General features: G+C 33.2%; 19 protein-coding genes. 3 read left to right on the top strand and 16 right to left on the bottom strand.

Annotated elements, in window-relative coordinates; genetic code table 11:
- Window positions 1-187: 187 nt before the first annotated feature.
- The 8 genes from ACQKMV_RS04695 to ACQKMV_RS04660 all read right to left on the bottom strand — a co-directional run bounded on the left by ACQKMV_RS04695 (window position 188) and on the right by ACQKMV_RS04660 (window position 5,920).
- The gene (locus ACQKMV_RS04695) at window positions 188-373 is read right to left on the bottom strand and encodes a hypothetical protein (RefSeq protein WP_427502599.1); all 186 of its coding nucleotides are present in this window, start codon (window positions 371-373) and stop codon (window positions 188-190) included.
- A 116-nt stretch (window positions 374-489) separates the two neighbouring features.
- Window positions 490-1,182 (bottom strand): ABC transporter permease, encoded by a 693-nt coding sequence (locus ACQKMV_RS04690; RefSeq protein WP_427502598.1) that lies wholly within the window; start codon window positions 1,180-1,182, stop codon window positions 490-492.
- 30 nt (window positions 1,183-1,212) lie between these two features.
- Window positions 1,213-1,518, bottom strand: a complete 306-nt coding sequence (locus tag ACQKMV_RS04685) for a hypothetical protein (protein ID WP_427502597.1) — start codon at window positions 1,516-1,518, stop codon at window positions 1,213-1,215.
- A gap of 599 nt (window positions 1,519-2,117) precedes the next feature.
- Window positions 2,118-2,690 carry a DUF1697 domain-containing protein gene (locus tag ACQKMV_RS04680; protein ID WP_427502595.1) on the bottom strand — a complete coding sequence of 191 codons (573 nt, stop codon included), beginning with the start codon at window positions 2,688-2,690 and terminating at the stop codon, window positions 2,118-2,120.
- A gap of 25 nt (window positions 2,691-2,715) precedes the next feature.
- Window positions 2,716-3,534, bottom strand: a complete 819-nt coding sequence (locus ACQKMV_RS04675) for an alpha/beta fold hydrolase (protein WP_427502594.1) — start codon at window positions 3,532-3,534, stop codon at window positions 2,716-2,718.
- Between the two features lie 11 nt (window positions 3,535-3,545).
- Window positions 3,546-4,019 (bottom strand): GbsR/MarR family transcriptional regulator, encoded by a 474-nt coding sequence (locus ACQKMV_RS04670; protein WP_427502592.1) that lies wholly within the window; start codon window positions 4,017-4,019, stop codon window positions 3,546-3,548.
- 343 nt (window positions 4,020-4,362) lie between these two features.
- The gene (locus ACQKMV_RS04665) at window positions 4,363-4,920 is read right to left on the bottom strand and encodes a cysteine hydrolase family protein (RefSeq protein ID WP_427502590.1); all 558 of its coding nucleotides are present in this window, start codon (window positions 4,918-4,920) and stop codon (window positions 4,363-4,365) included.
- 193 nt (window positions 4,921-5,113) lie between these two features.
- Window positions 5,114-5,920, bottom strand: coding sequence for an aminoglycoside adenylyltransferase domain-containing protein (locus ACQKMV_RS04660; protein ID WP_427502589.1), 807 nt, complete (start codon window positions 5,918-5,920; stop codon window positions 5,114-5,116).
- A gap of 598 nt (window positions 5,921-6,518) precedes the next feature.
- On the opposite strand from ACQKMV_RS04660, the gene ACQKMV_RS04655 reads away from it, so the two are divergent.
- The 3 genes from ACQKMV_RS04655 to ACQKMV_RS04645 all read left to right on the top strand — a co-directional run bounded on the left by ACQKMV_RS04655 (window position 6,519) and on the right by ACQKMV_RS04645 (window position 8,642).
- Window positions 6,519-7,205, top strand: coding sequence for a YetF domain-containing protein (locus tag ACQKMV_RS04655; RefSeq protein ID WP_427502588.1), 687 nt, complete (start codon window positions 6,519-6,521; stop codon window positions 7,203-7,205).
- Window positions 7,206-7,353: 148 nt separating this feature from the next.
- Window positions 7,354-8,268 carry a class I SAM-dependent methyltransferase gene (locus ACQKMV_RS04650; protein ID WP_427502587.1) on the top strand — a complete coding sequence of 305 codons (915 nt, stop codon included), beginning with the start codon at window positions 7,354-7,356 and terminating at the stop codon, window positions 8,266-8,268.
- A gap of 20 nt (window positions 8,269-8,288) precedes the next feature.
- Entirely contained in the window at window positions 8,289-8,642 is a 354-nt protein-coding gene (locus ACQKMV_RS04645) for a cupin domain-containing protein (RefSeq protein ID WP_427502586.1), read from the top strand.
- 299 nt (window positions 8,643-8,941) lie between these two features.
- Here the strand turns inward: ACQKMV_RS04645 and ACQKMV_RS04640 are convergent, their stop codons facing one another.
- The 8 genes from ACQKMV_RS04640 to ACQKMV_RS04605 form a co-directional block, all read right to left on the bottom strand.
- A complete protein-coding gene (locus ACQKMV_RS04640) occupies window positions 8,942-9,277 on the bottom strand; it encodes a VOC family protein (RefSeq protein WP_427502584.1) in 336 nt (111 codons plus the stop codon).
- A gap of 186 nt (window positions 9,278-9,463) precedes the next feature.
- Window positions 9,464-10,174: an ABC transporter permease gene (locus ACQKMV_RS04635; protein WP_427502583.1), complete on the bottom strand. Its 711-nt coding sequence runs from the start codon at window positions 10,172-10,174 to the stop codon at window positions 9,464-9,466.
- 11 nt (window positions 10,175-10,185) lie between these two features.
- Window positions 10,186-10,881: an ABC transporter ATP-binding protein gene (locus tag ACQKMV_RS04630; protein WP_427502581.1), complete on the bottom strand. Its 696-nt coding sequence runs from the start codon at window positions 10,879-10,881 to the stop codon at window positions 10,186-10,188.
- A 63-nt stretch (window positions 10,882-10,944) separates the two neighbouring features.
- A complete protein-coding gene (locus ACQKMV_RS04625; RefSeq protein WP_049664804.1) occupies window positions 10,945-11,493 on the bottom strand; it encodes a PadR family transcriptional regulator in 549 nt (182 codons plus the stop codon).
- 497 nt (window positions 11,494-11,990) lie between these two features.
- Window positions 11,991-12,401 carry a hypothetical protein gene (locus ACQKMV_RS04620; RefSeq protein WP_427502580.1) on the bottom strand — a complete coding sequence of 137 codons (411 nt, stop codon included), beginning with the start codon at window positions 12,399-12,401 and terminating at the stop codon, window positions 11,991-11,993.
- 239 nt (window positions 12,402-12,640) lie between these two features.
- Window positions 12,641-13,681 carry an alpha/beta fold hydrolase gene (locus tag ACQKMV_RS04615; RefSeq protein ID WP_427502579.1) on the bottom strand — a complete coding sequence of 347 codons (1,041 nt, stop codon included), beginning with the start codon at window positions 13,679-13,681 and terminating at the stop codon, window positions 12,641-12,643.
- Between the two features lie 422 nt (window positions 13,682-14,103).
- The gene (locus ACQKMV_RS04610; RefSeq protein WP_427502578.1) at window positions 14,104-14,799 is read right to left on the bottom strand and encodes a response regulator; all 696 of its coding nucleotides are present in this window, start codon (window positions 14,797-14,799) and stop codon (window positions 14,104-14,106) included.
- A gap of 5 nt (window positions 14,800-14,804) precedes the next feature.
- Window positions 14,805-15,980, bottom strand: a complete 1,176-nt coding sequence (locus ACQKMV_RS04605; RefSeq protein ID WP_427502577.1) for a sensor histidine kinase — start codon at window positions 15,978-15,980, stop codon at window positions 14,805-14,807.
- Between the last annotated feature and the right edge of the window lie 252 nt (window positions 15,981-16,232).

The following is a 16,232-nucleotide window of genomic DNA, read 5'->3' as shown; positions in this document are numbered from 1 at the left end:
ATTCCGAAGTAATGATAAAAGTCCCATTTCTTAATTTTAATGTTGAGAAATTGGACTTTTTATATTTATTTATATTGCAAAATAGCGCTTAAAACAGGTGCAAAATAACTCCTAAAGTGACACAAATAGAACATCCAAGTCGTTAAATATCCCCTTCAACATTTGTCTTGAGCCAACATATAACTCCTTATAAGAAATACCTTAAAGCATTATTTCCAGCTGTAATTAACGCTATAAAACCTGCTACCATGATCCATACCGCATAGCGATTCTCTTGTTGTTTTTTCTTACTATTCCAAATTGAAATCATGCTGCTTAATAATAAGATCACACCCAAAACTGCACCTGAAATAATGCCTATAATCATTCCCATTTCTTGTTGCCTCCTATTTTCACATTTTTTGTAAGCGCAAATCCATGCTTATTTCTGTCGTATTTATTACAAAATCTCTTCCGTTCCACTTAGGTCTTCTGATTTTGTTGACCACTTTAAATCGCATCCACGTTTTCAGTATTACGAATACCTAGATATGCAATTATTACTCCAACTGCTGCAAGTCCTAATTGAAGTGGAATGAAGGTCACTAAAGAAATTTCTGGGTTATAAGAACAAGCAATTGCCACAACGAGTAACGATGAACCGATAGTGGCAGGAACAGAATGGTTACGCATCCCAAAATACAAAGGGATTAAGCTTGTTCCTGTTGAGGCAATAGCAAATGGAACCATGCTTATGACTTCACCTATGAACTGATTTGCAGTTAATGTAAATGGAACGATAGGAATATAAATATTAATGATAAAAAATAGACCAGCCACAACGATATTAGACACTATCATAGTGCTAACCGTTAAGAAAGCTATCAAGGTCAGTTTACTAGCGATCAGCTTCTTCCGACTAATAGGATAAGAGAACATAATCAAAATTGTCCTGTTTTTATATTCTTCAATAACTAGTTTCGCAATTAATACAGAGGCAAACACAATAAACGTTGCTCTCACGCTTGCGCCTATCAGTACATAAACATCTTGATACGTTGAAATGGGTAAATCACCTTCTCTTTGTGCTATATAAATAACGGAACACACTACTGCTGTTATAATGATGTTTGCGATAATCGCACCTTTTACATACCAATGTAAATTAAATTTCTTCATTTCCAGCTTTAGTAACTTTAACATTGCATCATCTCTCCTCTTCAATTTATTAGCCTATTGTATGATGATATAAACAATACTCATTATGTTGAATATTGGTGGACTATAATGATTCTTGTATTCATCCATTTTTAAACGAATTAAAATAACAGCTAAAATAATGATCAATATTGTTTTAATAAGAATGTTCAATATTGATATTTGTCCAATATACTCTGTAAACATCAGTCCACTTTCTACTTTACCTCCCCATGGCATAAGACCAACCGGGAAGATGGTTGCCACAATACAAATGATTATTCTTATAAAATAGTTAGATAAGTGAAATTTTTTCCATCCTAGTTCCATCAGTTTAAGCATGGATTCTCTCTCCGTTCGTTGTTTTAAGACATACTCCTCATAAGAGCAGCGTTTTTTTATTGATACTTTCAATCTCAATGGCATTCCTATTGAGTGTTATTTGCAAAGTAACTGATATTTCATGTGAAACTTTTATTGGTGGGTATTTTCTTCTTTCCCTCCGATTAGTCTTCACAAGCAAGCTTTTACGACCAGTTCCCTTACACCTTTCTTCACAAACCTGTTTACACTAAAACGACCCCTTTCATGTACTTTAATTGTACGAATCGATCATCTCTTTTTTCTTACTCATTCCTTACAAATTTATTAATTGCAAATCTCTCGTAGGGGAAATCTACAAAATAAACAGAACCCCAAATGTTAGAAACTACTAACATTCGGGGTTCTGTTCCATTCATCAACACAAAAAAGCTAGGCTCACAAAAGATTTGTGAATACCTAGACTTTTTTATGCGTGTTCATTTATTAACCTTGACATTATAAGTTTACCACATAATTCTAAACAAATTCTGAACAAACCCGGAAGTTTTCAATTTATGCGATGTAATTACAAGAGGCTACTTCGATTTATTAGATTTTAAATAAAGCTTTAAAAAATGTTATTCACTTTTCTTATGTTTGACTTCTTCGACCATACTTGAAAGCTTCATGAGTGTTTTCCAATTACGCACAGTAGCTGGAACCTCAAGCTTTTTTATATTATTACCAAGTTTGGAATTCCGAATGCTGTCATAAAATAAAAGATAGACATCTCTTCCATTTATGACACTGAGTTCTTGATCACTTGTATACGATAAAAACTTGTCACTATTGACCTTAGAAGGAGCTGTCGGCAAAAAAGCAACATGCAAACATTCCCCCTTACATGATTGTTTCGCTTCTGAAATCTCTTGATCTGAAAAAGGGGAATGACTAATAATTTGCTGTATTTCTTCTGCTGTCCTAATAACAACATCACTGGAAATGCCAAAATCCTCTTTAATTTTTTCGTGAATAATCTTTTGCAAAAGCTCCTCGATTTCGCCTGATTCAAAAAGGATGTTTCCACTTTGGATATATGTCCTCACATTATGTAATCCTAATTGCTCAAGAGAACTTCTTAATTCTGCCATGATGATTTTATTATGCCCGCCTACATTAATTCCTCTAAGTAGAGCAATATATATGGTCATACTATCCCGCCTTTCTATCTACATTTTATTTGTTAAACATAGCAACATCCTTATATTGCTGTAAAGGCTGATCCTCTAGAAAGTCAATGATCATCTCATTAAAAATATCTCTGCGCATCGTACTTAAAGGATCGAATGCATTTTTGAATAATGCTAGTTTTGCATTTTCAATATGGTTGAAAATAGTTCGGGATCCTTTCCCTTCATCAACGCCTGTAATCATTTTCCCTTCGCCACCCATTACAAGCGTAGGTGACTTTATTCGATGTAATTGATCAGTATGAGTTGGAAATGGTGCTTTTTTCATTGCAAGCAACATCTTCTTATCAATCGAAAAAGAATCTCTTAGAATCCGTTGTGTATAAGGATCCTCCTTATAAAATTTCATCATGATATTTATAATTGTTCGGTACGGAAGTAGACTAAATATAAAATTTGAGATTGACAATACCCAGCTAGCAGCGAGTGTTGGCATCTCACTATAACTATTAGAGATTACGAGTTTGTCTACGTATGTTGGGTACTTTATTGCAAGCAGCGTAGCCAATTGACCGCCTTGTGATACACCGACGACATTAATTTTGCTAATTCCAAGTACATCTAAAAAACATTTTATATCCTCCACAATGATATGATGATCATATTTATTATTAGGAAATTCCTTTGTCGAATCACCGTGCCCTCTATAATCGGGCATAATCATTTGATAGCGTGATGAGAATGCTTCAAATTGAGGCTCCCACATTTTCCATGATGCTCCGCTGCCGTGCAAAAACAAAATAGGCGTCCCTTGACCTCTAATTTCATAATGGATTGTGATACCGTTCGCTTTAACTTTTGGCATAAAGACTCCCCCTACTTTGTTTTACTATCCTTTCTCTTTTCCCACTGAACTAAAATTTGCTCTGTCTGTTGGATCACAAATTCAAAAAACTCGATACTCTCATCGATTGTTGATACAGCTTGTTCCTCAAGAACTAGCTCCTTCGCTCTACGCAAATATTGTGCCATCATTGCGCCTTGTGCAATGCTCGTATGCAAAGTCGATGTCCATGCGTCTGAATGTAGTTGATAGAAATCTCGTTTGCTACCAGGAATCCCTACTTTTCGAAATAAAGAAATTTGAACTCCTTGTCGAACGGACAATGATGCCATGCCTTTACTAATTTGCAAGTCACTTACCATATCATCAAGTGACTTTGGCGTACTCGATATCAACAAGTACCCCCATATCTTTCCAAGTGTCCTTGCACCACCTGAGGATTCTATGTAAGTTCCAAAATCCTCTATTAATTCCTTCTGTTGATCGTTTAATAAAGTGTTTTCCATATCGTACACCTCTTTATATTTAATACGTTTAATATATATTAAACGTATTGAACGTATTTTGCAATAAGTGGTATTATATACAATAATCTCTGACCTTATTTTTCCTTATCTTAACAACAAATGTCTGTGTTTCATGAACTGGTTATTGCGTTTAACTAAAAAGCAAAGACTATGTCAGCGATTTAGCTTACTAAAACGGTCATACTTTTTCTTAAAATCAAATTTTGTACATATATTAGATCCCTTAGTAGCTTTAGTTGCGCAAAATCTATTCTATTTAAGGTAATGTTAAATGGCCAAAAAGAAAAGCACCCATCAAATGAGTGCCTTTACATACTTTTTCTTATCTATACGAATCATGTGTAGGTTGAAACAAGTCTTCTTCTGAATTTCTAACAATAGAAAAATGTTCGACATTATAATGACCATGCAGTGTATGATTATGATGTTTGATAATTTGTTCTGCACTTATAACATCACTATCCGCTGTTGAATGCCCATCACCTACTAATGTGACATCTAAACCACTAATAGTCGCAGTTCTTACTGCACTATCGATACAGTGCTGCGTCGAGCAGCCCATCACAACTACATGTTTAATATCTTGCGATTGTAAATGATTTAGCAGTTCAGTCCCATGGAAACAATTTGTTGCTTTTTTATCGAAAATTCTTGCTTCCCTAGGTACGCTAATGCCATTATGAATATCGAACCCTGTCCCTTTACCTTCAGCAACATCGAGATCCCTTACAAAGACGACTGGTACATCGGATTTCCTTGCTTTGTCAATGACTAAATTGATATTTCTAATAAGATGTTCTTTATTAAAAACTGCTTTTTCTTTCTCATTACCATCCATTAATTCTTGCTGAGCATCAATAATAAGTAATGCTTGATTCAAATAATTTTCCCCTTTCAATTTGAGGAAACGCTATATAAAATTTTAGTTAGACGATTTCCCCTTTTTGTTTATTACGCTAACATTATTTTTTTTCATAATATCTACCCCCCTAAATGAAATTGTCATTTAAGACCAATTAATTTTATCATATTTTTTCCATAAACGGTAATGGCAGATGAACTGAAACCATTCACTATTTTTTGATATTACTACAATTTTTAAGTATATAATCCATACATTGAATAGTATCATCAATGCGTTGTTTTTTCGATTTACAATAACGTAAATTGGAACCTTCTCGAATACTAATGGCTTCGTAAATAATATTGTGAAATTCTTCTGGTAAATTATGTATTGCATATTTACAAGCATCTACTTTTGAAACAATCGCATGTTCTTGCAGTGTGTAAAATTGTCGTAACATCCCTGTAATTGACCACTCTACTTCTTCATCAACTAATTTATTTGGTATTAAAAATGCTTTATATTTTTTTATTTTTTTCAATCTATTCGACCAATAACTGTTCATATTTTCTAAAACATAATTACTTAGCACTCTTTCATCTACAATGAAGTTATATGTAGCTATATCCGGTCCAAAAATGGTAATCCCTTTATTTTTTAAAATCCACCACGTAATTGGGTTAATATCATCATTACCCCAATTTATTTTACCTTCATTTACGTTTAAACATCCGTTTACCTCACGTTGTCTCTTCCCAACATCCCCAACTAATAAATAACATCCGTCCATCCCTATATCTTTATATTTTCGATTTAATTCTTTATGAAGATCTGATATTACTTTCATATCTTCTTCGGTTAAGGATCTGTTTACAACTGTCATAAAGTCGATATCACTAGAACCGTTTATGTAAGCGTCCAGAGCAATTGAACCATGTAAATAGAACCCTTCAAGCGTATTCGGTATTTTATTTTGAAATAGTGTTATATATTCATTTAAAATTTTTAGAACTTGAGTAGGAACTCTAGAATTCATAAAAACTCTCCTTTTAATCAAATAATACTTATATTACCAAAACACCTACTGTATTTTCCATTATTGATACTAAGTTCTTTCCTGAAAATAAGAAATACAATTTGTTAAAACGTATACTATACAAATAAGTTGATTGGAGTGGAGACTGGGTGACTCCTTGGGGATCAGCAATAGAAGAACGAAGGCTAAAACCATCACATCCTGTGATAACGCCTTCGTGACCAACATCGGTGCTGTTGCTGTCGCTTCGTTGCACTACGCTTTCGCACAGAATGAACCCCTTTTGCTGCCGCTACGTTAACACTACGCTTTCGCGCAAAAAACATCTGTTGGCCCGAGACCCTGGAGCGAGCAACGCGAATGAAGCGGCTCATCGGACGCCCCCAGGAAGCTCTGCTCTGCGCGAAAGCGAAGCGGCAGCGATAAAAGCACCCAGTCGGAACGGAAATCAACCCTACGTTATGATGAAGATCCAATAATGCACTGATTTTGTTATATTATTGATGAAATGTAAATTCAAATTCTCTCTATTAATTTATTGGAGTATCTTTTAAAAATTCATTGGGTATTCTAAGGATTAGATAAGGAGTGGGGGAATTTGTACACAAGTTATTTACAAGTAGTTGTTCAAACGATTATTAGTTTTTTTGTTCTTCTGACATTTACGAGGTTTTTAGGTAAGAAACAACTGAGTCACTTAACCTTCTTTAACTATGTAACTGGCATTACAATTGGTTCAATGGCAGCCAATATGGTAGTTTTAAAAACAATTGTATACACAAAATTTTTAGTAAGCTTAATTGTTTGGTGTGCGCTTACTACTTTAATTAGTTACATCGCTCTAAAATCTGGAAAAGCAAGAACATTACTTGATGGACAACCGACAATCGTTATTAAAAAAGGGAAAATAGATAGAAAAGCTTTAGCCAGCACTAAAATTAATATTGATGACCTTACGATGATGATTAGACAGTATCAAGTTTTTTCAATTACAGAAATTGACTATGCAATATTAGAACCAAATGGCATGCTTAGTATTTTGAAAAAGCCAGAATTTCAAAGCACGCAAAAGATAGATTTAAAAATCTTCCCTTCACTTCCGACATTTATACCCATTGAAGTAATCACAGATGGGAAACTATTGCCACAAAATTTACTGGAAGTTGGAAAAAGTAGAGAATGGTTAGATAACGAATTAAAAAAGGTAAATATCCACTCAATCGAAGAAGTTTTCTATGCAGAAATTCAACCGAACGGTAAAATATTTATCCAAAAATTCGATTAGGTAGATTTCTTTACTCAGTTGCTCTCTAACACATAATACTTGACAAAAAAATTTTTTTATGCAATAATTTACTTTTAAGTAATTTATTTATACAATAGGATTCTCCTGGCCAGGGGAATCCTATTTTTTTTTGAAGGAGTGTATTTGCATGAATAAAGGTGAATCCAGTTTAACTTCATTAATCTCGGCTTTTAGTAGAGCTTATCATAGTCAATTCGATACCCCTAAAATTTTTAATGACTACCTAGCTCAAGAATTAATCACACAACAAGAGTTCAATGACATTCAAACAAATATGGTTCAAGGCATCCAGTTTTTTAACAAAGAAATCGCAGAAAAACTAAATGGACAAACTGAAGAGCTATTAAAATGGATTGTGCAAACTCAGCTCTCCCCTACACCCTTGGCACGTGCAGCATATTGTGAAAAAGTTTTACAAAATGAAATCATGTTAGGTTTACAACAGTATGTCATACTCGGAGCAGGGTTAGATACTTTCAGCTTAAGACATCCTGAATTTGAAAACATTTTAGAAATCTTTGAAATTGATCACCCTGCAACACAGGAATTTAAGAAGAGTAGGTTGACTGAAGTTAATTTAAAGCTTCCTAGTAATGTACATTTCGTTTCGATGGATTTCACAAAAAAGTTTTCATCTCAAAATCTAATAGATAGCGGCTTTGATAATAAAAAGACTTTCTTTAGTCTGCTAGGTGTTTCATATTATTTAACGAAAGAGGAAATCTCAAGCTTAATCGATCATTTGTTTGCCAATGTACCTTCGGGAAGTTCCATTGTATTGGATTATGCAGATGAAAAATTATTTGAAGAAAAAGGAGTTTCAAATCGAGTAGATAATATGGTGAAAATGGCTGCAGCAAGTGGTGAACCGATGAAATCGTGTTTTACTTACGAAGAGATGGAAAAAATGTTAGAAAACTCTGGCATGCTTATTTATGAACACCTATCGCCAGATACAATTAATGAGCTTTATTTTGACAATCGAGAAGATTATTTAACAGCCTTTGAAACGATTCATTACGTTCATGCTGTAAAAAAATAAGTTAAGTTCGGAGGAATCTAATGAAATTTTATCAATTGTCTAAAGAAAATGGGAAAAACATAACACAGTTTAAATCAAATTTCATTATGTCTCGGATCATTAACACGGAAGCACCAGCTAGTATCGGGTGTATGTATTTAGAAGAAAACGGTGTTATTGGCTATCATCAAGCGGCAGTTCCCCAGCTTCTTTTAATTTTAGAAGGCAAAGGATATGTAAGAAGTGAACAGGAGCAATATTTTCAAGTCCAGCCTGGAGATGCAGTTTTTTGGGAAAAGGGTGAATGGCATGAAACAAAAACGGATAATGGATTGACAGGAATCGTAATAGAATCTGAACAATTAAATCCCGCAGCTTTTATGCCTTTAAAATGACGAACTAATATTTTTAAACTATTTCTCAGGCAATTAACTATGCAAGAATAACATCGTATCATATTTTAGTAATGTAAGATGGTTTAGTCTTACACCTCCGAGGCTTGTTACTAAGGGTCACTTATAATAATAAGTGACCCTCTACAAATTCACTATTCTGAAAATAGTGTTTCTATATAGTTTATTGGACAAACCCCTAGTATATTTCATCTGGATCACACACAATGAAAGAATGAATTTCCCGATACCAAAATAATTGCCTAGGAAATTTAGTGGAATCTAACTACTCTTTTCAAATCTTATTTTCCATCATCGTATTTTTCTTTAAAATTAGGACTCAGCTCACTCCACACATCAAATTTATTTCCATCTAAATCATAAAAAACAAAATTTCTCCCCGCATGTCCTCTATTTTCAACTTCTCCAACTCTGATTCCTTTATCGAAAAAAACTTTACGTATCGTCTCTAATGCACTTATTCCATCAACCTCAAAGGTTATCGAAAAATGTTCTTCGCCATAGCAATCAATAAAATTTGAGCTTTGATTGTTCATTGATCTAACAAGAAAAAAACTTTGATTGGCAAAATTAAGAATAGCTTTATCACTATCTTGGTAATTACACTCCGCTCCCAATTTACTTACATACCATTCACACGACTGTTCTACATTGCTAACTGGAATATAAGTAGTTCTCTAATTAACGTTTCACTCATCTATTCCGCCCTCTCCAGTATCTTTGCAGAATTATTCCATTCTTAGCCTTTTTATCCCTTCAAGGCAGCTCCTTAATTTCAAGCAAAGGTTAAATAACTTCAGTTTTTATTGATCACTATACTTGAATGTTTTTAAGGAAATAATAAGTGTCAAAGCTAGGCATCCCAGTAAAAGGAGTAAAGATTCTCCCCATATACTAAAGTTATTTAGAAACGCTGCTTTAATTCCATTTAAAAACCATTCAAATGGATTTACTAGACTAATATATTGTATAAGGTTTGGCGCTTTTTCCATTGTAAAAAATGCATTACTACAAAGTAGCATTGGTATCATCAGTACATTTGCAGTCATACTTAAATGTCCCTCGTTTTTCACGATACTTGAAATAAAGAAGCTTAAAAAAACAAAACTTAATGAAGCTATTAGGATAATCGGTGTCATATATAAGAGAATGTAAAAAGAAAAGTTTAGTTGATTGATAACGATAGCGAATAAAAGTACGATATAAGATAAAATAATTGCTACTATAGCCCATGAACTAGAAATACTGACGATATATTTCCATAATGGCATTGGTGTAGCGTGAAGTAAATTATAAACCCCTCTTTTTCTTTGCGATAACGCTATAAATGCAGTGGTCATAAATGAATAGAAAAATACACTAATGGCAATTATCCCCTCTACATAATTTCCTGCATAGCTCGGTAAAAATATTCTTAAAGCAATAATTGCAGCAAATGGCATTAACAATGACCAAAAGATTAAATATATATCTTTTATGCTCGATTTTAAATTTAATACGAAAATAGCCTTCATTTTCTCTCTCCTCACTTCGTTAATTCAAAAAATAATTCTTCTAAATTTTGCGTTTGGTAGTGCTCCATTAAACCATCAGGAGAGCCGTTTGCCATTATTTTTCCGCGATGCATAATCAACACTCTGTCGGCTACATTCATTACCTCCAACATATCGTGGGAAGAAAATAAAACGGCAACCCCGCTATCTTTTAATCGTTTAATAATCTGTTGAATTTCTCTTTGTCCTCTAGGATCCAATCCAGCAGAGGGTTCATCCAAAATTACAAGTTTAGGATTATGCAAAGTTGTCACGATAATGGCTAGGCGTTTTTGCTGTCCTAATGACAATTTAATAGCTGGCGTTTTTTTGACCTGTAATAAATCAAAAGTGGAGAGTTTTTCATCAATTTCATTTTTTGTTAGCGATATTCCATAGAATGCCGCAAATAATTTTACATTATCTTCTACAGAAAAGCCTTCGAAAAAAGGGGTTGATTGAAGCTGTGTACCTATTTCCTTTTTATAATCAGATGTCCAGTATTCAATTGTTCCACTGTCTTGAGGAATAATGCCAAGAAGCATACCGATTGTTGTAGTTTTCCCAGCACCATTTGTGCCCACTAAAGCCATTATCTCCCCCTCTTTAATGTCAACATATATATGATCAACGACACACCGAGCTTTATAACTTTTCGTTAATTGACTAGCGCTAATGAGCTTTTTCATATTTTCTCTCCTTACTTAATATTGTATATTCAACGTTGAATATATAGCTATTTTTTAACTCCCTCATTCGAGAGAGTCACTTTTTTTCATAATTTCAATAGCTTGATGGACAAATTTTGATTGTACTTTAACAATTTCAAGCATATTATCAAATGCTAGTTGTGTTAATGCTGGCAGTTCTCCTTGCATAGCAATCAATTTCGCCTCATAGCCAGCATTGATAGCCTTTTCTTCTTGTTCCAAAATTATTTTCTGTTTTTCTAATGCATCCACCGCTTTAGCTTTTGGCAGTTTAAATGCAAAAGATACCCCAGAATATAAAGTAGTAGGATAAACTACAGAGGATTTTTCAAGAGCCTCGATAATTAATTCTTGCTCATGCGCCCTGCCCTTTTCAGTAATTTGGTAAATTGCTTTCTGTCTATGACCCGTGGATTCAATACTAGCCACCTCTATATAGCCATCTTTTTCAAGCTTCTTTAAAGCATTATAGATCGAGCCGATTAGTACACCACCCCATCGTTCAGCGTCACTTAATTCAAGCATCACTTTAATATCATAGCCAGTCATTGGTTTTAGCCCCAACATAGCAAGAACTAATAGTCTTGTCATAATAATCACCTTTTTATATTCAACGTTGAATAAATTAAATATACAGTTCCTTCATTTTTTTGTCAATAGGCTTATTAATTAGTTATATGCTTTAAAATCATTATTCAAAAAAAACAAAAAACATAATAATAATGTTTTTTATGATAAAATGAATTATATTGCACTATCAAAGGGCATAAACCAATTTCGGCTGTAGCAAATTTAATTTTGCTACAGTCTTTTTTTATATAATTGTGCCTGGATTTGGCTTTGTGTAGCTTTTGAATAAAGTTCGATTAAAAGTAAGTTGCAAACGCTGATTTTATACAGAAAGAAACCAACTGTTTTGAAACAAAGTTTAATCAAAACAGTTGGTTCTTTATTTATCTAGTTTGATTTTTATAATAAAGATTGATTATTTCTGGAAGCGAATCTTCAATTAAAGCACCCCGTTAGTTGGAGAACAAAAGCGATGCTTATTCAACAATCACGCTCGTTTGCGGATATATGAAAATTGATTAACCCTCAACAAGCCCATAATATTTATAAAGTTTACCTTCTGATACTACGAGTAAAATTGGTCCTCCAATTTCTTCTCTTTCTTTAACCGAAAAGACTTTTGCACCAACAGGCAATTTGTTCGACATTTCGTCTTTAAAGTTTGTATCTGTATCGTTTTTTGTTTTTATTTCTCCTACCTGCTCGCCTTTTGTTAAGGTTAGTTCTTCAACCCAATCAATTCCAGTCTGATAAATCACTCCATTGAACTGAAATATATCGGCTTCAGGGTCTAATTTTAAAACCTCTTCTGCATTAGGATTTTCAGTTTCATGAACTTCTACTTTACCTTTATCCGATGAATTAGAACATCCGACAGCAGTTAATAAAACGAACATAACCAAACCAAAAAATAATCTGGACACTTTCATGTTATCCCTCCTCGGATTGTTAGACGGATAAAGGTTAATTAAGTTACCTATTTATTCCATAAAGTGACCCGATTGTTTAACACAAGTTAAACAACACTGTTCGACTAACCTGCTCCGTTAGTTGAATAAGAAAAAGATGGGATCTCTGTGGAATCCCATCTTTAAGTAAAGCCCCCATTAGCTTAAGTACAATTCTTCACAATCTCTCTTTCAAAGTAAGAAAAAAACTCTATTTATTTTTATTTCACAAACGTATCGCACATCCATTCATAAAATTTTTCCTTCTCTTCAAATTGTGGATAATGAGCTGATTGTTCAAAGGCAATAAATTCTTTTTTATCGGCTTCAATCATATCAAAGTATTTTTTTGCTGCATTAGATGAAGTGTTATAATCATATTTACCCATAACAAAATAGAATGGTAATTCAAGTTTTTTTACTTTAGTAGGTAATGGGTTTTGGTTTTTCGTTAATTCCTCAAGTAGAGTTTTTTGAGAATAGGATAGCCCATAGTTGTAACGAATCACATCTAATAAGTTATACTCACGACTGAATAACATAGTATTTATGATATTCCCATCAGGGTTATCAATAAGTCTCGAAGATCCACCATATTTTGCAACATAATTCCGTGGAGTAATCAGCTCACCATTTTTAATTTGTTCAGTTAACTCTTGTAAATATTGAGCATCATCTGTATTGCCAGCTTTTTCTGCTTGCTGAATAACGTAGTTCAAACCGTCAATTTCGCTTCCTACTATATCACTTATCTGTCCAATTCCAACATATGCTGTATATTTTTCAGGAGCTTTAGAGGCAGCTTGAGTTGCAATATACGTACCATAAGAATGGCCAATTAATATTACTTTTTCTTTGCCAAGACGATCTGATATATAATCCGTCAAGGCTAATAAGTCATCTACGAGTAAGTCTGATGAAAGATTAGAATAATCCTCAAAAAAATGATATGATTTTCCGCTTGCTCTTTGGTCATAATTCACGACCGTAAAATTGTTTTCCAATAAGTTTTGATACTTACTGGCATACGGTATTTCTGAACATCCAGGCCCCCCATGTACAAAAATAATAACTGGATTATCCTTATCTTTGCCACGTATCATAATTTCATGATCACTTCCATTTATCTCTACTTGTTCTAATGCCCTTATGCTGTTATTACCTTTTATATGAGGGGTCCATGTAGGAAAAAAAAGTGCTACTATTAATGCTATTATAATAAATACTCCTGTATATTTTATTAATTTCTTTATATTTTTCATCTTATTCCTTAAATTCCTTTCTTGCTTAATGCAATCTGCAATCCAAATATAAGATTGATCAAAACATACTTTTATTTAATGTGATAGGTATACTACAATTACCTTTTAATTTATCTTTATTTACGTCTTCTCCAACTTCATTAAATAAACAGTTTGCAGTTTGAGCATGCACTTTTTTACCTCCTTTTTAAATTTCATTTCATACTTTTACTCTACAAATGAAAAGTAATATACGGTAGTGCCTGTAAGTCATTAATAAGTAATAACTATTTTAAAAAAACGACAATTTATGACCATTGGCTAATATATATTACTTCTTAAAAAAAGTGGCTATTGAAAAGCTATTGATTCTCTCTTTTATTACGAAAATCAAAAGACGTTCCAGTTCATCACAATTAAAAAAGAATGTAGTCAAAGTCGATTTAACTTTGTCTACATTCTTTTATTTCAATGCTACCTTCTACTAGACTCTCTTCCATTGCTTTAATAATAGCAGCAGATCTGTTTTTTACATTTAACTTCGAATAAATGGTGGAAATATAATTTTTCACAGTTCCAATTGAAAGAAACATCTTTTCTGAAATGTCTTTATTGGACAATCCTTGAGTTATACATTTTAAAACTTTAAATTCTTGATTATTTAAATCATATGGATGATTCATGAAGTTATAGTCAAGTTGTTCCGAATGTTCGTTATTATTTGAACGTATCTGACCAAAGACCTCTTTTGCTAATTGTTGAGGAATGAGAGAACCTCCGTGATACACCATTTTAATACCTTGAACTAAAAACTCAGGATCAACTGCCTTTAATATATAACCCTCTGCGCCAACATTTAAGGCATTCAAAACATGTGTAATATCTTGAAAAGTAGTAAGTATTATAACTTTTATATCGGGCCAACGTTTTTTAATTTCATCTGTCGCCCTTACACCATCCATCACCGGCATTTGAATATCCATTAAAAGAATATCAAGGTTTTCCCTCTCGCATAAAGCAATTGCCTTTTCTCCATTTTCCGCAGTTCCAACAATTTCAATGTCAGAAATACTTTCAATCACAATTTTTAAGCTTTTTCTTAAAATCTCTTGATCTTCAACTATTGCCGCTTTAATCATTATAACTACACTTCCTTCACCATCGGTATGCTGCACGTTATTCTCATACCATTATTCAATTTAGAATATAAGTCAACTGTACCCGCTAATGCCGATATTCTGTCTTTCATTGAATGTAAGCCAAATCCTAAATTCAATTCATCACAACCGTTTCCATTATCTTCAATAAGAATAATCAATTCTTCTTGTTGAAAAGAAATATTTACTTTAATAAAAGTTGCCTGACCATGCCTTTTCGCATTTGTAAGTCCTTCTTGTATACAACGAATGACGGCAAACTTTATCCTATCACCGACTTTGATCTCTCTCCCTTCGACATTCAGGGTTATATCCGTTGATGTATGTTTCATAAAATCGACAATCAATTCTTTAACAGATTCAACAAGAGTTTGATGATTCGTTGGCGACATCTGGTGAATTGTTCTTCTCACATCGTTCAATCCATTTCGTGCTAAATCTGAAATCTCTTTTATACTTTTTTCTGCTTCTTTTTTATCTGCCCGATATAGAAAAGGAAGAGCATCTAAACTTGTTATGACCGATGTGAAAATATGGCCTACTGTATCATGTAAGTCTTGTGAAACTCTATTTCGTTCTTCCTTTATTGTTAGTTCCTCAATCTTTTTTGAGTAATATTCCAAATCCATGTTTTTATCTTCAATAGAAGCAATTAACTCTTTGTTAGCGTTATTGACAATGGTCATCCTTCCTAAACATAACCCAATACCATAAATAATAGTTGTGTCAATTAAGCGTGCAAAGATATCCTCATAAAGATTGCCGGCCCATGTACCAGCTAAAAAAATTGAAATGTATAAGAAAAGTCCTACCCATATTAATGGCTTAACTTGACAAGCATATGCAACAATAAGGATAGGCACGAATAAAATACTGTAAGTTTCTGATATTTCATATTGACTCGATATATAAATAAACAAAGAACCCGTTAACAACATCTCGGCAATTAAATAATATTGGAATTTTATAAGCTTAGGCCGATAAAATAGATGAGGTATTATACAAGAACAACTAGTCCATAAAAGTAAGGTCCATTTTTCCAAACCTGTTGTATTAACGAATATCGAGTAGCCATTAGAAGTAATCCATATCATACGAATAAGAGATAGAAAATAGTCCAACCAATGCCATTGCCTTTGCCTTTGATCCATTACTGCTTTCATACTTTTATCCCCCATTTTCACTGTCTATATCATCGTTCCTAAAACTTCTCATTTTCAAATCAAGGCTAGAGAAAATAAATTAAATTGCACTGCAGTTTTTGAGGGAAACTACCCATTCATTTCATTAACTATCCTCGTTTAAATTGCGATTAGCATCCCATGTATAATTCTCTATCACTATATGATGCAGGGATGATATTTCCTTCTTGTCTATATTCAAATAGATTCAATATAGAAACTTTCAATTAAAAT

The organism is Lysinibacillus sp. NPDC094403, assembly GCF_050278745.1.
Lineage (GTDB): Bacteria > Bacillota > Bacilli > Bacillales_A > Planococcaceae > Lysinibacillus.
Note: the sequence above shows the minus strand (reverse complement) of the source record. Positions and strands in the feature narration are given on the sequence as shown.

Coding starts and splice junctions, on each gene's coding strand:
- ACQKMV_RS04675 (WP_427502594.1), bottom strand. CDS start 3,534: ATGCCAAAAGTTAAAGCGAACGGTATCACAATCCATTATGAAATTAGA.
- ACQKMV_RS04680 (WP_427502595.1), bottom strand. CDS start 2,690: ATGACCATATATATTGCTCTACTTAGAGGAATTAATGTAGGCGGGCAT.
- ACQKMV_RS04635 (WP_427502583.1), bottom strand. CDS start 10,174: ATGAAGGCTATTTTCGTATTAAATTTAAAATCGAGCATAAAAGATATA.
- ACQKMV_RS04670 (WP_427502592.1), bottom strand. CDS start 4,019: ATGGAAAACACTTTATTAAACGATCAACAGAAGGAATTAATAGAGGAT.
- ACQKMV_RS04650 (WP_427502587.1), top strand. CDS start 7,354: ATGAATAAAGGTGAATCCAGTTTAACTTCATTAATCTCGGCTTTTAGT.
- ACQKMV_RS04620 (WP_427502580.1), bottom strand. CDS start 12,401: ATGAAAGTGTCCAGATTATTTTTTGGTTTGGTTATGTTCGTTTTATTA.
- ACQKMV_RS04685 (WP_427502597.1), bottom strand. CDS start 1,518: ATGCTTAAACTGATGGAACTAGGATGGAAAAAATTTCACTTATCTAAC.
- ACQKMV_RS04690 (WP_427502598.1), bottom strand. CDS start 1,182: ATGTTAAAGTTACTAAAGCTGGAAATGAAGAAATTTAATTTACATTGG.
- ACQKMV_RS04645 (WP_427502586.1), top strand. CDS start 8,289: ATGAAATTTTATCAATTGTCTAAAGAAAATGGGAAAAACATAACACAG.
- ACQKMV_RS04695 (WP_427502599.1), bottom strand. CDS start 373: ATGGGAATGATTATAGGCATTATTTCAGGTGCAGTTTTGGGTGTGATC.
- ACQKMV_RS04615 (WP_427502579.1), bottom strand. CDS start 13,681: ATGAAAAATATAAAGAAATTAATAAAATATACAGGAGTATTTATTATA.
- ACQKMV_RS04625 (WP_049664804.1), bottom strand. CDS start 11,493: ATGACAAGACTATTAGTTCTTGCTATGTTGGGGCTAAAACCAATGACT.
- ACQKMV_RS04610 (WP_427502578.1), bottom strand. CDS start 14,799: ATGATTAAAGCGGCAATAGTTGAAGATCAAGAGATTTTAAGAAAAAGC.
- ACQKMV_RS04630 (WP_427502581.1), bottom strand. CDS start 10,881: ATGAAAAAGCTCATTAGCGCTAGTCAATTAACGAAAAGTTATAAAGCT.
- ACQKMV_RS04605 (WP_427502577.1), bottom strand. CDS start 15,980: ATGAAAGCAGTAATGGATCAAAGGCAAAGGCAATGGCATTGGTTGGAC.
- ACQKMV_RS04660 (WP_427502589.1), bottom strand. CDS start 5,920: ATGAATTCTAGAGTTCCTACTCAAGTTCTAAAAATTTTAAATGAATAT.